The following is a 16386-nucleotide window of genomic DNA, read 5'->3' on the forward strand; positions in this document are numbered from 1 at the left end:
CCGTCGCCGGGGCCCCGGGCGGGACGCGTCCGGCTCAGCCGGCGATCGCCTCCCACAGGCTCCACACGCCCAGCGCCAGCATCAGCACGGCCGCGATCTGCGTGATCAGCCGCAGCGGCACCTTCTTCATCAGCGCCTTGCCGCCGACGATGCCGAGTCCGGCCACCGCCCACAGGCCGAGCACCGCGCCGAGGCCGACGGAGAGCGGGTCGTCGTACCGGGCCGCGAGGTTCGCCGTCATGATCTGGGTGAGGTCACCGAACTCGGCGACCAGGATGAGCATGAACCCGGTACCGGCGACCTTCCAGAAGGACTGGTCGGCGGGCTTGCGGACCTCCTCTTCCTCCTCGTCCTTCTTCAGCAGCAGCACGGCCGCGCCGCCGAGGAAGAGCACGCCGGTCAGGGCGTGCACGATCTGCTGGGGCAGCAGGGTCAGCACGCTGCCGGCCGCGACGGCGAGCACGACGTGCAGGAGGAAGGCGGCCGCGACGCCCGCGAAGACGTAGGACGCCCGGTAGCGGGTGCCCAGGACGAGGCCGGCGAGCGCGGTCTTGTCGGGCAGTTCGGCGAGGAAGATGACGCCGAAGACGAGCGCCGTCACGGTGATGCTGATCAAGGGTCCTCAATCGGTCGGGGCCACCCCACCGAGAGTGCTGCACTTCGCGCGGAACACACGACACCTCGGCACGGCAGCACACATGGATCACCCGCGCCGCTGTGCGGCGAAGGCGTGCACTGCTTGCCGAAGGTCTCGCTGGCGGCCTCGTGATCGAGGTCCGCCTCCGGGCGCCGGCTCAGACGGGCTGAGCAGTATGTCGACGGTCCGGCGAAGAGCTACTCCCCTTCAACGCCGTCCACGGTACGTGACCACCGCACCGATTTCCAAGGCCGAAGTTCCCGCCTGTGAGTCACGTCGCACACCTTGTCGTGTCATGCACACGTCACTAGCTTCTTACCCAACGCTCACCCCTCGGCAACACGGCCACGCGAGCATTCCCTCGCTCGCGCTCCAACACCCCACCCCCACCAGGGAGTTCGCATGCCGAAGTTCTACGCGCGTCGACGACTCAGCATACTCGCGGCATTCACCGGCCTGATAGCCTCCGCCGCCCTTTTCAACTCCCCGAGCGCCTCCGCCGCCCTCCCCACGCCGGTCAGCGCGTCCACCGCCCGCACCTACCTCGCCTCCCTCACCGTGGCGACCGAGGTCAGGACCGGCTACGCGCGCGACCTGTTCCCGACCTGGGACACCATCAGCGGCACCTGCAACACCCGTGAGTGGATCCTCAAGCGCGACGGTTCGAACGTCGTCACCAACTCCGCCTGCACCGCCACCAGCGGCAGCTGGTACTCCCCCTACGACGGCGCCACCTGGACCGCCGCCTCCGACGTCGACATCGACCACCTCGTGCCGCTGGCCGAGGCCTGGGACTCCGGTGCCCGCAACTGGACCACCGCCCAGCGCGAGTCCTTCGCCAACGACGTCACCCGCCCGCAGCTGCTCGCCGTCACGGACAACGTCAACCAGTCCAAGGGCGACCAGGACCCGGCCACCTGGATGCCGTCGCTGACGTCGTACCGCTGCACCTACGTCCGCGCCTGGGTCCAGGTGAAGTACTACTACGGCCTCTCGGTCGACTCCGCCGAGAAGAGCGCGCTCACCAGCTACCTCTCCGCCTGCTGACCCACCCGTAGGACAGCCCGGCGGACAGCCGGGCGCGCAGAAGGTCCCGCTTCCCCCGCATTCCGGCCACGCTCCACCCCCCTTCCCGCTCTCTTTCCCGCGTCGAAGCCTCCCCGCTGACCTCCGTCGTTCCGTACCGTACGGGGCGACGGGGGCGAACCGACCGGGAAAGAGGGCGGGCGAACGTGGCCGGACTGCGCCTGGGACCGCTGCTGAGGTACACCGACGGCTCGTCGGCGACCGTCTGGGTCGAGACGAGCCGTCCGTGCACCGCCGAGGTGCGCTGCCCGGACGGCGCCGGCGGCACCGCGCGCACCTTCCAGGTGGCGGGCCACCACTACGCCCTGGTCACGGTCACCGGGCTGGCCCCGGGGACTTCGACGCCGTACGAGGTGGTCCTGGACGGCACGCGGGTGTGGCCGCTGCCGGACTCCCGGTTCCCGGACTCGGTGATACGCGTCCCCACCGAGGACGACGGCCTCCGCGTGACCTTCGGCTCCTGCCGCTGGGCCGCTCCCCCGGCCGACGGCCAGGACCCGGTCGGCCCCGACGCCCTGGACAGCCTGGCCGCACGGGTCGCCGCCGGCGGTGAACGGCCGGACGTACTGCTGCTGTTGGGCGACCAGGTGTACGCCGACGAGACCTCGGCGGCGACCCACCACTGGCTGGCCGCCCGCCGCGACCTGTCGGAGCCGCCCGGCGCCGAGGTCGCGGACTACGAGGAGTACACCCACCTCTACTACGAGTCCTGGCTCGACCCCGAGGTGCGCTGGCTGCTGTCCACCGTGCCCAGTTGCATGATCTTCGACGACCACGACGTCATAGACGACTGGAACACCTCCGCCGCCTGGCTGGCCGACGTACGGGCCACGCCCTGGTGGCAGGAGCGGCTGCTGAGCGGACTGATGTCGTACTGGGTGCACCAGCACCTGGGGAACCTCTCCCCCGCCGAACTGGCCGCCGACCCGCTCTACACCGCCGTGTGCGAATCCCCCGACGGCACCGACGAGTTGCGTGCCTTCGCCGCCAAGGCCGACGCCGACCCCGCCTCGGTGCGCTGGAGTTACCGGCGCGACTTCGGGCGGGTGCGGCTGCTGATGGTGGACACCCGGGCGGCGCGGGTGCTGGACGAGCACGACCGCGCCATGCTCGACCCCGGCGAGGCCGGGTGGCTGCGCGAACAGGCGCTGGCCGACCGGGAGTCGTACGACCATCTCCTGGTCGGCACCTCGCTGCCCTGGCTGCTGCCGCACCTCATACACGACCTGGAGACCTGGGACGCGGCCCTGTGCCGGGGTGAACGGGGCGCCCGCTGGGCGGAGTTCGGGGAGCGGCTGCGCCGCGCGGCCGACCTGGAGCACTGGGCGGCCTTCCCGGCCTCCTTCGCCGAACTGGCCGGCCTGATCGCCCGCACCGGCTCGGGCCCCGGGGCACCCGCGTCGATCTGTGTGCTCTCCGGGGACGTCCATCACGCCTACGTCGCCGAGCCCGCGTGGCCGGCCGGTACCGGGCCCTCCTCCCGTGTGCTGCAACTCACCTGCTCGCCCGTCCACAACTCCGTGCCGCCGACGATCCGGGTCGGCTTCCGGTTCGGCTGGAGCGCCCTGGCCCGGTTCCTCGGCCGGCGGTTCACCCGGCACGGACGCTCTGCGCGACCGCCGGTGACGTGGCGGAAGAGGGGCGGGCCGTGGTTCGGCAACCAGCTCATGACGCTGACCCTGCACGGCCGTTCGGCCCGGCTGCGGCTGGAGCGGGCCCGGCGGAACGGGACGCTGGAGACCGTGGAGGAGTCCACCCTCACCACCCCATGAGGGACATCCGAGGCGGGTGGGGCGCGCGTTGGCTTCTGTTAATCGCGACGGCATGATGAGGCGGACCGTCCGCTTCCCCATCCCGTGCGGGCGGTGTTCCTGCCCAGCGCCCCCACCCGCCCGGGAGTCATGTCCTTGTCTGCCTCGCCCCAGGAATCCGCCCCGGTCGCCGTCGCCCTGGTCGGCGCCGGACCGCGCGGCACCAGCGTCCTGGAACGCCTCTGCGCCTCCGCACCCGAGCTGCTGCCCCCGGGATCGCGCCTCACCGTCCATGTGATCGACCCGGCGCCGCCGGGTCCGGGCCGGGTCTGGCGTACGGCGCAGTCGGCGGAGTTGCTGATGAACACCGTGGCGAGCCAGGTCACCCTGTTCACCGACGACAGCGTGGAGTGCTCGGGCCCGGTCCGGCCCGGCCCCAGCCTGCACGAGTGGGCGGCCGGCGATCTGGACCCCGACGACTACCCGACCCGCGCCCACTACGGCCGCTACCTGGAGTGGGTGTTCGCGAGGACGGTCGCCCGGGCACCGGAGACGGTCCACGTCGAGACCCACCGCGCCCGTGCCGTACGGCTCGCCGACGACCCCGACGGCCGCCAGAGGCTCACCCTCGACGACGGCCGCGCCCTGTCCGGTCTGGCGGCGGTGGTGCTGGCCCAGGGCCACCTCCCGGTGGCGGCGGCCCCCGGGGACCGCCGCCACCTGGCACACGCCGCCCGGCACGGCCTGCGCCACATACCGCCCGCCAACCCGGCCGACGTCGATCTCACCCCGATCGGCCCCGGCGAACCGGTGCTGCTGCGCGGCCTCGGCCTCAACTTCTTCGACCACCTCGCCCTGCTGACCACCGGCCGGGGCGGCCGTTTCACCCGCACACCGGCCGGCGGCCTGCGCTACACGCCCTCCGGCCGCGAGCCCCGCCTGTACGCGGGCTCCCGGCGGGGCGTCCCCTACCAGGCGCGTGGCGACAACGCCAAGGGCCCGTACGGCCGGCACACCCCGCTGCTGCTCACCCCCGAGGTGATCGCCGGCCTGCGCAAACGCGCGGACTCCGGCGAGGCGCCCGACTTCCTCGCGGAGGTCTGGCCGCTGGTGGCGAAGGAGGTGGAGACGGTCTACTACACCGCCCTGACCGGCGACCCGGACCTCACCGAGCGCTTCCTCGCGGCCGACGGCCGGCGCGCGGAGACCGCCGTACTCGACCGGGCGGGTGTCCCGGAGGCGGACCGCTGGTCCTGGGAGCGCCTCCAGCGCCCGTACGGGGAGCGGGAGTTCGCCGGTCCGGCGGAGTGGCGCGACTGGCTCCTCGGGCACCTCCGCGAGGACGCGGCACAGGCCGCCCTCGGCAATGTGCGCGGCCCGCTCAAGGCGGCCCTGGACGTGCTGCGCGACCTGCGCAACGAGATACGGCTGGTCGTCGACCACGGCGGGCTGACCGGCGCCTCCCGGCGGGCCCACCTGGACGGCTGGTACACCCCGCTCAACGCGTTCCTGTCCATCGGCCCGCCCCGCCGCCGGGTCGAGGAGCTGACCGCGCTGCTGGCGGCGGGCGTGGTGGAGGTGCTGGGCCCCGGTCTGGAGGTGGGCCGGGCGGACGGCGCGTGGACGGCCCGCTCCCCGGCGGTCCCCGGCTCGACGGTCCGGGTGACCACGCTCATAGAGGCCCGGCTCCCGGAGCCGGACCTGCGCCGTACCGCCGACGAGCTGCTGGCCGGGCTGCTGCGGGAGGGCGCGTGCCGCCCGCACCGGGTGGACGGCCACCAGACCGGGGGCCTGGACGTGACCCCGCGCCCGTACCGGCTGATCGACCGCCACGGGCTGCCGCACCCGAGCCGGTTCGCCTTCGGCGTGCCCACGGAGGGCGTGCACTGGGTGACCGCGGCGGGCGCCCGGCCGGGTGTGGACTCGGTGACCCTGTCGGACGCCGACGCGATCGCACGGGCGGTGCTCCGGACGGCCGCACCCGACGCGGGAGCGGAACCGGTCCAGCCGGGTGCGCGGAACACGCCGGTGGCCGCTTAACCCTTTGCGGATTTCGCAAACCCCCCGTGAAACTCCTGTCACACCCTCCGCGTACGCTGTATGGCTGACGTCGGGGGGCGCAACAGGACAATCACGGGGGAACCGTCGTGTGGGAAAGCATGGGGTCGCTGGAGGCCGGGCCATGGATATACGCCATGGTGGCCGTCTCCGTGCTGCTTGATGTGTTCCTGCCGGTCCTGCCCAGCGGTGTCCTGGTCATCACCGCGGCCACAGCAGCGGCGGCGGGCACCGGGGCGGCCCCCGGGCACGTCCCGCACGTCATACCCGACATCCTCGCGCTGACCTTCTGCGCCGCCACCGCGTCGGTCCTCGGCGACCTGGTCGCCTACCGGCTGGCCTGGCGCGGCGGGGCCCGCCTGGACCGCGCGATCGCCCGCTCCCGACGGCTGAGCAGCGCGCAGGAACGTCTCGGCGAGGCCCTGACCCGGGGCGGCGGCGCGCTGGTCATACTCGCCCGCTTCGCCCCGGCCGGCCGCTCGCTCGTCTCCCTGGGCGCCGGCGCGACCCACCGCAGCGTCCGCGACTTCCTCCCCTGGTCCGCCCTGGCGGGCCTGACCTGGGCGGTCTACAGCGTCGCCCTCGGCTACCTGGGCGCCCAGTGGCTGGGTGCGACCTGGCTGGCGACGGCGGTCTCGGTGGTGGCGCTGTTCGGGGCGGGCGCGGGAGCGGGGTTCCTGATGCGAAGACGCCCCGCCTGAGTACGAAGACGCCCGGCCTGATCCGTCACCTGTTTCACCGGCGACGGGCAGTCGGCCTCCCGCGGGCCCTCGGCGCCTCAAGCGGCCGGGGCCCCGGCGCCCTCAACCGGCGGCTTCGCGCACAGCCTGCCCCCGTACCTCCAGTCCTCCGAGCAGCTCGGCGGTGGCCGCCGCCACCGCCTCCACCGCCCGCTCGAACACCTCCCGGTTGTGCGCGGCCGGCGCCCGGAAACCGGACACCTTCCGCACGTACTGCAACGCGGCAGCACGGATCTCCTCCTCGGTGGCCTCCTCGGCCAGCTGAGGCGGACGCAGGGTCTTGATACTCCGGCACATGTCCCCAGTCTCCCGCAGCTCCCCTCCCTCCTGCGAGGATCGTCCTGTGGCGGCCACCGCTCCCGGGGCCGACCGACGAGAGGACAGCAGCCCCCCATGACGAACACCCCTGATATCCCGGACAGCCCGGACAGTGCACCCGGTCCCCCGCTCACCGTCGCCGTTCTCGGTCCCGGTGGCGTGGGCGGACTGCTCGCCGCCCTGCTCTCCCGCGCCGGCCACCGCGTGCTGTGCCTGGCCGGCGACGAGACGGCGCGCAGCCTGCGTACCGCCGGAATCCAGGTCCGCAGCGCCCTGTTCGGCGACTTCACCGCCGCCGTGGAGGCCGACACCGCCCTGCGCGAACCGGTCGACGCCTGCCTGATCACCGTCAAGGCCACCGCCCTGGACGCGGCCCTCACCCGGATCCCGCCCACGGTCCTCGGCGACGCCCTCCTGGTGCCGTTCCTGAACGGCGTGGAGCACCCCGCGCCGCTGCGTGCCCGGTACGCCCCCGACCGCGTGGCCCCCTCGGTGATCCGCGTCGAGTCCACCCGCCCGGCCCCCGGTCTGGTCGAACACACCAGTCCCTTCGCGGAGATCGACCTGACCGGCGCCAAGGTCCCCCGCCCCCGTCTGGAGGCCCTGGCCGGGGCCCTCACCGCGGCCGGTCCCGCCACCCGCGTCCTGGACGACGAGACCACGGCCCTGTGGGCGAAGATGTCGTTCCTCGCGCCCTTCGCCCTGCTCACCACCCGCTACGGCCTCCCCCTCGGCGAGACCCGCACCCGGCACCGCGACGAACTGGCCTCGCTCGTCGCGGAGACGGCCGCGGTCAGCCGCGCCTGCGGCGCCCCGGTCGACCCGGCGCAGGCCCTGGCCCGGTACGACGCCTTCCCGCCCGCCGCCAAGTCCTCGATGCAACGCGACGCGGAGGCCGGCCGGCCCCTCGAACTCGACGCGATCGGGGGTGCGTTGCTGCGCGCGGCGGACCGCCACGGGGTACCCGTGCCGGTGACGGCCCGTATCGTGCGGGAGTTGCGCGAAGCCGGGCACTGAGCAGGTCGAGCCAAGCCGGCCGCGGTCCAACGCTCCGCGGGGGCACAGGACGCGGCCGGCCACGACGGCGCCTCACGGCGCCTCCGGCGGAGCGGTCAGCGGCTGTCCCGCCCGGAGGTCCGGACGGCGGCGATGAAGGAGGCCATCTTCTCGCGGCTCTTGACCCCCGGCGCGGTCTCGACGCTGCTGGAGACGTCCACGCCGTAGGGGCCGAAGGCCTCGACGACACCGGCCACGTTGTGTTCGTCGAGTCCGCCGGCGATGACGACCTTCCCGGGCACGTCCGCGACCCAGTCGGGGATGTCGGCGAACACCCCACTGCCCGCGCTGGCGTCGTAAAAGAAGTACTGCAGGGCCTCCGGCCGCTCCGGCGGGGCGCCGGAGGCGAGGGCGAGGTTCGGGATGTCGGCGGTCTCGTAGATCTGGACGGTGTCGACGTGCCCGGCGACCTCGGCCGTCTCGGCGTACCTCAGGGCCACGGCGAAGACCGGGATCCGGCCGCGGGCGTACCCGGCGAGTTCCACGGCCCGTTCGGGCGGGCAGTACCGCTTGCTCTTCGGGGTCACGACGATCCCGATCGCGTCGTACCCCAACTCGACGGCCCAGTCGATCTGCTGCTCCTGGGTGAGCCCGCACACCTTCACGAACGTCGGCTGCTGCCCGCTCATCCTGTCTCCTGCTCCGTTCTCCCGCCCGGCGGGAACGCGATCTCCGCCTCCAGGCTCTCACTCGCGGGCGGAGCGTTGTCAGTGGCGGCTGCCAGGATCACCGGCATGACGGACGGCATGACGGACACGGTCGAGCAGTGGCGGTCGCTCCTGGCGCGGTGGAGCCAGGAGTGGGCGGACGCGCAGGACGGGGAGACACCGGAGGGCGAGCGGCCGGCACGGGACGAGGAGCCGTTGCGGACGCGGTGGCTGGGCTTCCCACCCGCGTCCGAGGAGCGGATACGCGCGCTGGAGGAGCGGCTCGGGCACCGGCTGCCGCCGTCGTACCGGACGTTCCTCGCGGTGACCGACGGCTGGCGGCACGCGGGCGGCTTCGTCTGGCTGCTGGCCGGCACCGAGCAGGCCCGGTGGCACGAGGACGCGTCGGGGCTGTCCGAGTCCTTCCCCGGTGAACTGGACGAGGACTCCACGCCCGAGGACGTGCTCCTGGCCGGGATGTGGGGGCGAGCGCTGCAACTGGACGTGGAGTCCGACGCCGTGTACGTCCTGCTGGACCCGGGGGACGTGGACGGCTCGGGTGAGTGGGCCGTGTACAGCTGGGCGCCCTGGCACGGGGACCAGCCGACGCGGTACGGCTCGTTCGGCGCGTTCATGGCGGCGATGTACCGGGAGTTCCACAGCCTCGCGGTGAGCGGCTCGGAGCGGACGGGGACCGAGTTCGTCAACGTCACCACACAGGCCCAGGACGCGGCCGTGGAGGCGGCGCGGCTGGACGCGCTGGGCGGGCGGTACGAGCGGGCCGCGACGGCGCTGGCGGAGGCGGTCTCGTTCGGCAGGCCACGGGCGACCGGGCTGCGCGACCAGATCCGCCGGCTGCTCGGCCAGACGTACATGGTGTACTTCCACGGCCTGGCGGCCGACCCCGTGTACGTTCCGGAGGTCGTGCCCGTGCTGCTGGCCGAGCACGCGCGGATGCGCCGGGACCAGGAGCTGTCGCCCTATGACCTGCCCGGTGCGTCGGACGCGGTGCGCGAGGCGGCGGACGGGATCCTGCGCCGGATCCGGTCGGGCACCTTCCGCTACACCGCCGAGGGCGCCTTCGGACGGGCCGTCGAGGAGGCCCGCGAGCAGGCACGCTGGGGGGAGACGGACGCGGCCTGGCACACCCTGCGGGCGGCGCTGCCCGAGTGGCGTCCGCTCAGCGCCGACCATCTCGCCCCGGTCGGCCTGTGCGCCGACCCGCTCCTGGGCCCCCTGATCACCCCGGAACGCGGCCGGGAGCTGCTGGCGACGCCCCGGGCCGGGCAACCGGGCGAGCTCCCACCGCCCACCACCGACCTGGACCCGCCGGGCCTGGCCTGGCTGGCGGACGGAGACCCCGGGAACTTCCTGACGTCGTACCGCTTCCTACTGGTGGAGGGGGTGGCACCGGCCGAGCTGCCGGCTCTGCTGGGCGACGGCGAGGCCACCGTCCTCAACGACCCGGCGACGCTGTGGGAGGCGCGGAGACGCTTCCGCAGCGGTGCCGACGCTCCCCCCTGGGCGGACCAGGCGCTGACGGCCGTGGGCCGGGCGGGGCCGGGCTGGAGCTTCGCCTTCGCACCGAACCCGGGCGGGCAGTTCGACGATCGGCGGTTCGTCTCCCCGGGCCTGGCCGCCTCCGCGAACACCCGCGTGGTGACGGTGTGGAGCGAATCCGGCCACGGACGCCCGGCCGTCTTCCACCTTTCTGTCGCGGAGAACGGCGAGGAACGCTACGGCTGCACGCTCCGCGACGCCACGTCCGACATGCGGGGTCCCGTACCGGCAGCGTTCCTCTCCCCCGCGGACGCGTCCGCCGAGGACCGGCAGCGCCGCGCCCTGGAGGCCCTCGCGGCCGAACTCCGCGTCCGCCTGCCACGGTCGGCCCTCACCCGGGGCCGCCTGCACACCTTCCGCACCCGCCCGTGGAACCGGCCCCCGGGGCCGGGCGAGCCGTACCTGACGGTCCGGGTGGAGCTGGGGCGGCCGTAGGGGGGCTGGTCCTGCCGTCTCGGTGTCGAGTGCCCTGGACGATGTCCGGGGCACTCAGCCGGGCATTCCGGCGGGCGGGCCACTGAGCAGCGACGACATCGACCGCTCGACGTCCGGTACTTGACGTCACTACAGGGGCGTCCGGGGCGCGCGCGTCCGTAGGCCGCTGTCACGGTACGGTGTGCGGCAGTCGATCGCCTGTTCTGTGATCGCTGACCCACGAGGGGGTTTCATGAATCACCGCCGCCTGCGCCACCGCCGCAGAATGATCGCCGTAGCGGTCGGCTCGGCGGGTGCGCTGGCCGTTGCACTGGGTGTGGGGCTGACGTCGGCGATGGCCACCGGGACGTCGTCCGCCACGCCTGCGCCCACCGCGTCCTCGTCCGCCCCGAGCACGCCGTGGGCACCCGAGAACGACGAGGCGCCGCTGGGCCGCCACAAGGCCGTGCAGCCCAAGACCCTCGCGGCCGGCCGCACGGCCTCGAACGCTCTGCAGCTCAAGATGCCCGCGCCGTCGGGGAAGTACAGCGTGGGCATGGTCGGCCTGCACCTCGTCGACACGTCCCGTACGGATCCGTACGTGGGCGGTACCCGCGAGTTGATGGTGTCGCTCTGGTATCCGGCCACCTCCACGTCCGGGCACTATCAGGCGCCGTGGATGCCGTCGGTCTCCGGCGCCCACTTCCTCGCCACGCGCGGGCTGTCGCCGCAGCAGGTGACCCTGCCGACCACGGCGGGTCATGTGCTCGCCCCGGTGAACACCACGCTCGGCAAGCTGCCCGTCCTGCTGTACTCGACCGGGCTGCACTCGGACCGTGCGATGGGCACCGCGCTCGTCCAGGACCTCGCCAGCCGTGGCTACCTCGTCGTCACCGTCGACCACACCCACGACGCCAACGAGGTGCAGTTCCCGAAGAGCCGGCTCGAGGTCAACAAGATGCCGGCGGGCGCCCACTCCTCCGACACGCTCAAGGTGCGCGCGGCCGACATCAAGTTCGTCATCAACAAGCTCAACACGCTCAGCACGGGCGGCAACCCGGACGCCGGCAAGGCCACGCTCCCCTCCGGGCTGACGAAGTCGGTCGACATGTCCCGCATCGGGATGTTCGGCTGGTCGCTGGGCGGCGCGGCGGTCGACACCGCCATGCAGCTCGACAGCCGTATCGACGCCGGTGCCAACCTGGACGGCCAGTTCTTCGGGACGGCGCCGAGCAAGGACCTGAAGCGCCCCTTCATGCTCTTCAGCTCCGGCAGCCACAACCGCAACAACGACTCGTCGTGGCGCACGCTGTGGTCGCACCTGAAGGGCTACAAGGTCGACATCAAGCTCAAGGGCGCGGCGCACCTGTCCTTCAGCGACAACGAGTGGATGATCCCGCAGGAGGCGCGCCTGCTCGGGCTCTCGCAGGCGCAGATCCAGCAGCAGTACGGCACGATCGACCCGAACCGCGCGATCGCGGTCCAGCGTGTCTACCTCGCGGCCTTCTTCGACCAGGAGCTGCGCAAGCAGCACAGCACCCTGCTCGACGGGTCCAACAGCAAGTACCCGGAGATCTCTTTCGTCCCCTGACCGAACAGCCGGCCGAACAGCCGGCCGGACGGCTGACCGGACATCCGAAGGGCGGATCCTGCTCGTGGGTCCGCCCTTCGGTTCGCCGTGGGCCCGCATGTGTCGGCCGTCATATCCGGCGGCCCGGTTCACACGTACGAAACAGGCGTGAAAGTGTGACGGTTATGTAATCGCGTGGCGCTAGAGTGTTCGAGCTGTAGAACGTTCGGGCGCCCGGCGCCAATTGACAAAGGACCTCCTGCCCTGCCCTCCGCCCCTCGGGCGCCGCGCCGACACCGCACCCGCCGCCGCGCCGATATGCCGATGCTCGGCGGGGTGCGCCCGCCGATCGCCTCACTCGTCGTACTCCTGCTGGTGGTCGCCGCCCTGACCATGATCGCCCTCGACGGCATCCGTTCCGCGGGTGTGCCGCAGGCGGTGTCGGACGGGGAGCAGCAGATCGCCGCCGACACCGCGCTGTCGATGCGCACCACGATCGACGCCGAGGCGAGGACGGTACGCCGTACGGCCAAGGCGTACCCGGCGACGGGCACATCGACCCCCGCGACCACGCTCAAAGCACTGACTTCTGCCAGGAAGGGGATCCTGGGCAGTGCGCTGCTCGACCCGAAGACCGGCAAACTGCTGGCGGTCGGCGGCAAGACGGTGCAGCTCGCCGGGGTGGACGTCGCCAGGACGGCCTCCGGGCACGGGGCGATCCCGCCCCGGCTGGTGACGTCGGACGGCACGCGGCAACTGCTGTACTTCGCCAAGGTCACGCTGCCGGCGCAGCAGGAGGACGCCAACCAGGACCAGAACCAGGTCCCCATCGGGCCCGACCGGCAGTGGCTGCTGGTGGTCTCCGAGGCGCTCCCCGCCCCCACGGCGTACGGCGACGGACGCACCGCCGAGGTGCTGGACGCGAGCGGCACCGCGCTCGCCACCGCGTCCCACGGCACGGCGTCGCCGGCCGCCGCCGACAGCGGTCTGCCCTCGACGGCGGCCCGCGCGGCGAAGGGGTCGGGGCAGGACACCGACGCCTCGGGAAGCCTGCTGGGCGCCGCCACGGGCAACCGGCGCACGGTGGCCGGCTGGGCCCAGGTCGCTTCGACGACCGGCCCGGGCGACACCGACAGCCTCGGTCTGGTGGTGCTCACCTTCCGCGCGGTGCCCGCCACGACCACCGCCGTCGACTACTCGGGCTTCGCGCTCCAGGCCGCGGGGGCGCTGGTCGTGCTCGCGCTGCTGCTCGGGCTGGCGCTGCACTTCTTCCTGCAGCGGCCGCTGCTGTGGCTCTACCTGTCCGCCGGCCGTCTGGCCCGGGGCGCGACCGAGGCCGGGCCGACCGCGTGGGAGGAGCTGTCCCGGCCGGTGCCGGTGAACGGCTTCGGGGAACTGGCCCGGATCGGGCGGGCACTGGAGTCGCTGCGCCGGCAGCTGCTCGGCGAGAGCGGCCCGCAGGAGTTCCCGGTCCGGCGCGGACCGGGCTACCGGGCGCTGGCCGGGGTCGGCGTGCTGGTGCTGGTCTGCTGGGCGGCGCCGATGATCTTCGTGCTGAACCGGGCGGACACCGCGACCGCGGTGCCGGCTTCGGTCCTCGCCGTCCAGCAGACACGCACCGAGATCGCGTCGAACCGGGTCCGGCAGTCCCTCGACCAGCTGTACACCGACCTGAGTGACGCGGCCGCAAGTCTGCCGGGCAGCAACCGGGCCGCCCAGACCGAGGTGCTGCGGCGCACCCTCGCCGACCACAAGCAGTTCCGCTCGCTGTATCTCCTGGACAGCTCGGGCGGCATCTCGCTGCGCGTGGGCGGGTCACCGCTGCGCACCATCGTCCACGTGCCCGGCGGCGGCGGGATCACCACCGTCAACACCTCGGGCCGGATCCCGGCGATCGCCGCCTACACCCAGGTCCGGCCCGTCAAGGGCAAGACCCCGGCGGCCGGCGTGGTCCTGTTCGGCGAGATCGACGTGAAGGCACTCAACTCCATTCTGTCCAGACCGAAACTGGGCAGCGTCTGGGTGACGGACGGCGACGACAAGGTGCTGGCGGCGAACGTGGGCTACCGCGCCTTCCAGTCGCTGCCCGACTCCGGTCTGAGCCGTCTCGCCCGCGCCACCCAGGGCGCCCCGGGGACCGCGGGCACCGCGACCTCGCGGGTGCTCCGCACATCCTCCGGCCCCTCGGTCGACGCCGCCGCGCCGCTCGCGCAGAGCGGTCCGACGGCCCGACTCGGCTGGCACGTGGTGACCGCGGAACCCGCGGCAGCACTCCAGATTCCGGCGGTGCAGGCCGAGCAGCGCACCATGCTCGCGGGGATCCTCGGCCTCACCCTGGGCGCTGCCTGCCTGGGCTGGCTCCATGTCGTAGTGGTCCGGCCGCTGCGCTCGGTCGCGGTGCTCGTCGAGCGGCTCGCCGGCGGGGACCGCCGCACCGTGCTGCACCCGGTCAACCACGACGAGATCGGCTCGGTCACCCGCAGCCTGGAACTGATGCGCCAGGCCCTGGCGGACCGCGACCGGACGGCCAGATCCGGCCAGGCCGCCGGGCCCTTCCCGTCCCTGCCTCAGACCACCCTCCAGCGGTAGAAGGACGGAATCGGCATGCTTTTCCTCTATGTCATAGTCCTGCTGTGCTGCGCCGGGCTGTGGATCGCCGGAATCGTGGAGCAGCGGCGGCACTTCGCCTCGCTGGAGCAGATACCGACGCGGGTGCTGGTCAACGGCATCCGCGGCAAGAGTTCGATCACCCGGCTGTGCGCGGGCGCGCTGCGCGGCGGCGACCTGGTCACGGTGGCCAAGACCACCGGCACCGCGGCCCGGTTCATCCATCCGGATGCCACCGAGGAGCCGGTGTACCGCAAGTTCGGGCTGGCCAACGTCGTCGAGCAGATCGGCATCGTGCGGCGGGCGGCGGCCTACCGGCCGGACGCGCTGGTGATCGAGTGCATGGCGGTGATGCCCGCGTTGCAGGAGATCAATCAGGAGAAGCTGATCCGTTCCACGATCGGCGTGCTGTGCAACGTGCGCGAGGACCATCTGGAGGAGATGGGGCCGACGCTGGACGATGTCGCCCGCTCGCTCTCCCGCTCGATGCCGGTGGGCGGGGTGTGCGTGACGGCGGAGAAGGACCGGCTGCACATCCTCCAGGAGGAGGCCGACAAGCGGAACTGCCGTCTGATCGCGGTCGATCCGGAGTCGGTGACCGACGCCGAGCTGCGCGGCTTCAGCTGGTTCACCTTCAAGGAGAACGTGGCGATCGCGCTGGCCGTCGCCGAACTGCTCGGCGTGGAGCGGCAGACCGCGATGCAGGGCATGTGGGACGCGCCGCCCGACCCGGGCGTGCTGTCGGTGGAACGTTACGTCACCCCTGAAGGCAAGCAACTGCGGTTCGCCAACGTCTTCGCGGCCAACGACCCCGAGTCGACGCTGATGAACGTCCAGCAGCTGGAGGATCTGGGCGCGATCCGACGGCCTCTCAACGTGGTCATCAACTGCCGCCCGGACCGGGTGGAGCGCAACGGCCAGATGGGCGCGATCGTCCCCGGCCTCGCCCCCGAGACGGTGTTCCTGATCGGCCACCCGACCAAGAGCGCCCGCGATGCGATTCCGGCCGGCTTCACCGGGCGGGTGGTGGATCTCGGCGGTGACCGCCGGGATCCCGAGGAGGTGACCGAGGCGATCCTCGCGGAACTCGGCCCGACTTCCTCGATGGTGGCGATCGGCAACATCCACGGCCAGGGCGAGCTGTTCCTGGAATGCCTCGCCGGGCTGCCGCTGGACGAGTCCGAGGATCCGTTCGACGCCGTTCCCCAGGGCGACGGCCTGGACCAGGAGACCATGCAGATCGCGCTGGTCCGGCCGCAGGTCGCGATGGGCCGGCCGCCCGAGCCGGAGCCGTACAGCTGGGTGGCACCGCTGGAGACGACCCACAGCTTCCACATCCCGAATCAGCGGGAACTCGCCCGCCAGTTCGCCGCCCGCCACGGCCGGCCCGACAGCCAGAGCACCACGGACGACCCGCGCCACTCCTACGATCAGCCCCAGTCCACGAGGAACCCGTGATCCCCGCCCACCTCACCGCACAGACCGCCGCACTTGGGATCGCCCTCGGGCTGGTCTTCTCGCTCGTCTGCTACCTGACCACCAACCTCTCCCCGGGAGGCATGATCACCCCGGGCTGGATCGCCCTCACGCTCGTCACCGACGTGCAGTTGGCCGGGCTGATGGTCGTTGTGGCGGTACTCACGTACTTCACGACGAAGCTGCTGCAGCGCACCGTGATTCTCTACGGCAAGCGGCTGTTCGCCGCCGTGGTGCTGAGCGCGGTGCTGATACAGACCACCGTGATGCTCGCCCTCAGCCACGAGTTCCCGCTGCTGTACACATCACAGACCCTTGGCTTCATCGTCCCCGGTCTGGTCTCCTACCAGATGGTCCGTCAGCCGATGGCGGCCACGATCATCTCGACCACGGCCGTGACGCTGGCCACGTACGTGGTGCTGGTCTCCGGTCTGCTCATCGGCGTCCTGCCCACCGGGTGACCTGC

Annotated in this window: 13 protein-coding genes; 10 read left to right on the plus strand and 3 right to left on the minus strand. The window is 72.5% G+C overall.

Annotation, left to right across the window (positions count from 1 at the left end; genetic code table 11):
• Nucleotides 1-34 precede the first annotated feature (34 nt).
• Nucleotides 35-616 (minus strand): TMEM165/GDT1 family protein, encoded by a 582-nt coding sequence (locus ACZ5K7_RS07080; protein WP_351692208.1) that lies wholly within the window; start codon nt 614-616, stop codon nt 35-37.
• Between the two features lie 423 nt (nt 617-1039).
• On the opposite strand from ACZ5K7_RS07080, the gene ACZ5K7_RS07085 reads away from it, so the two are divergent.
• The 4 genes from ACZ5K7_RS07085 (at nt 1040) to ACZ5K7_RS07100 (ending at nt 6233) form a co-directional block, all read left to right on the plus strand.
• Nucleotides 1040-1684: an HNH endonuclease family protein gene (locus ACZ5K7_RS07085; protein ID WP_468911395.1), complete on the plus strand. Its 645-nt coding sequence runs from the start codon at nt 1040-1042 to the stop codon at nt 1682-1684.
• A gap of 185 nt (nt 1685-1869) precedes the next feature.
• Entirely contained in the window at nt 1870-3495 is a 1626-nt protein-coding gene (locus tag ACZ5K7_RS07090) for an alkaline phosphatase D family protein (protein ID WP_351692202.1), read from the plus strand.
• Nucleotides 3496-3624: 129 nt separating this feature from the next.
• Nucleotides 3625-5514, plus strand: coding sequence for an FAD/NAD(P)-binding protein (locus tag ACZ5K7_RS07095; protein ID WP_468911398.1), 1890 nt, complete (start codon nt 3625-3627; stop codon nt 5512-5514).
• Between the two features lie 107 nt (nt 5515-5621).
• Nucleotides 5622-6233 (plus strand): DedA family protein, encoded by a 612-nt coding sequence (locus tag ACZ5K7_RS07100; RefSeq protein ID WP_351692196.1) that lies wholly within the window; start codon nt 5622-5624, stop codon nt 6231-6233.
• 102 nt (nt 6234-6335) lie between these two features.
• Here ACZ5K7_RS07100 and ACZ5K7_RS07105 read toward each other — a convergent pair whose 3' ends face one another.
• Complete coding sequence (locus ACZ5K7_RS07105) at nt 6336-6569, minus strand: DUF2277 domain-containing protein (RefSeq protein WP_384472557.1); 234 nt, start codon at nt 6567-6569, stop codon at nt 6336-6338.
• A gap of 96 nt (nt 6570-6665) precedes the next feature.
• Here ACZ5K7_RS07105 and ACZ5K7_RS07110 point away from each other — a divergent pair, with 96 nt between their 5' ends.
• Nucleotides 6666-7607 (plus strand): ketopantoate reductase family protein, encoded by a 942-nt coding sequence (locus ACZ5K7_RS07110; RefSeq protein ID WP_468911402.1) that lies wholly within the window; start codon nt 6666-6668, stop codon nt 7605-7607.
• A 95-nt stretch (nt 7608-7702) separates the two neighbouring features.
• On the opposite strand, the gene ACZ5K7_RS07115 is transcribed toward ACZ5K7_RS07110, so the two are convergent.
• Nucleotides 7703-8275: a phosphoribosylanthranilate isomerase gene (locus tag ACZ5K7_RS07115; protein ID WP_468911405.1), complete on the minus strand. Its 573-nt coding sequence runs from the start codon at nt 8273-8275 to the stop codon at nt 7703-7705.
• Between the two features lie 105 nt (nt 8276-8380).
• Here ACZ5K7_RS07115 and ACZ5K7_RS07120 point away from each other — a divergent pair, with 105 nt between their 5' ends.
• The 5 genes from ACZ5K7_RS07120 to ACZ5K7_RS07140 all read left to right on the plus strand — a co-directional run bounded on the left by ACZ5K7_RS07120 (nt 8381) and on the right by ACZ5K7_RS07140 (nt 16381).
• Nucleotides 8381-10288, plus strand: coding sequence for an SMI1/KNR4 family protein (locus ACZ5K7_RS07120; protein WP_468911407.1), 1908 nt, complete (start codon nt 8381-8383; stop codon nt 10286-10288).
• Between the two features lie 232 nt (nt 10289-10520).
• Complete coding sequence (locus ACZ5K7_RS07125) at nt 10521-11858, plus strand: alpha/beta hydrolase family protein (protein ID WP_468911410.1); 1338 nt, start codon at nt 10521-10523, stop codon at nt 11856-11858.
• Between the two features lie 315 nt (nt 11859-12173).
• Complete coding sequence (locus ACZ5K7_RS07130; RefSeq protein WP_468911413.1) at nt 12174-14426, plus strand: HAMP domain-containing protein; 2253 nt, start codon at nt 12174-12176, stop codon at nt 14424-14426.
• 15 nt (nt 14427-14441) lie between these two features.
• Complete coding sequence (gene pgsB, locus ACZ5K7_RS07135) at nt 14442-15902, plus strand: poly-gamma-glutamate synthase PgsB (protein ID WP_351692175.1); 1461 nt, start codon at nt 14442-14444, stop codon at nt 15900-15902.
• Nucleotides 15899-16381 (plus strand): poly-gamma-glutamate biosynthesis protein PgsC/CapC, encoded by a 483-nt coding sequence (locus ACZ5K7_RS07140; protein WP_351692173.1) that lies wholly within the window; start codon nt 15899-15901, stop codon nt 16379-16381. Before pgsB ends, ACZ5K7_RS07140 begins: the two co-directional genes overlap by 4 nt.
• The last annotated feature ends 5 nt before the right edge of the window (nt 16382-16386 follow it).

Source organism: Streptomyces sp. NPDC031497, assembly GCF_055580905.1.

Coding starts and splice junctions, on each gene's coding strand:
- ACZ5K7_RS07085 (WP_468911395.1), top strand. CDS start 1,040: ATGCCGAAGTTCTACGCGCGTCGACGACTCAGCATACTCGCGGCATTC.
- ACZ5K7_RS07095 (WP_468911398.1), top strand. CDS start 3,625: ATGTCCTTGTCTGCCTCGCCCCAGGAATCCGCCCCGGTCGCCGTCGCC.
- ACZ5K7_RS07105 (WP_384472557.1), bottom strand. CDS start 6,569: ATGTGCCGGAGTATCAAGACCCTGCGTCCGCCTCAGCTGGCCGAGGAG.
- ACZ5K7_RS07110 (WP_468911402.1), top strand. CDS start 6,666: ATGACGAACACCCCTGATATCCCGGACAGCCCGGACAGTGCACCCGGT.
- ACZ5K7_RS07115 (WP_468911405.1), bottom strand. CDS start 8,275: ATGAGCGGGCAGCAGCCGACGTTCGTGAAGGTGTGCGGGCTCACCCAG.
- ACZ5K7_RS07120 (WP_468911407.1), top strand. CDS start 8,381: ATGACGGACGGCATGACGGACACGGTCGAGCAGTGGCGGTCGCTCCTG.
- ACZ5K7_RS07125 (WP_468911410.1), top strand. CDS start 10,521: ATGAATCACCGCCGCCTGCGCCACCGCCGCAGAATGATCGCCGTAGCG.
- pgsB (WP_351692175.1), top strand. CDS start 14,442: ATGCTTTTCCTCTATGTCATAGTCCTGCTGTGCTGCGCCGGGCTGTGG.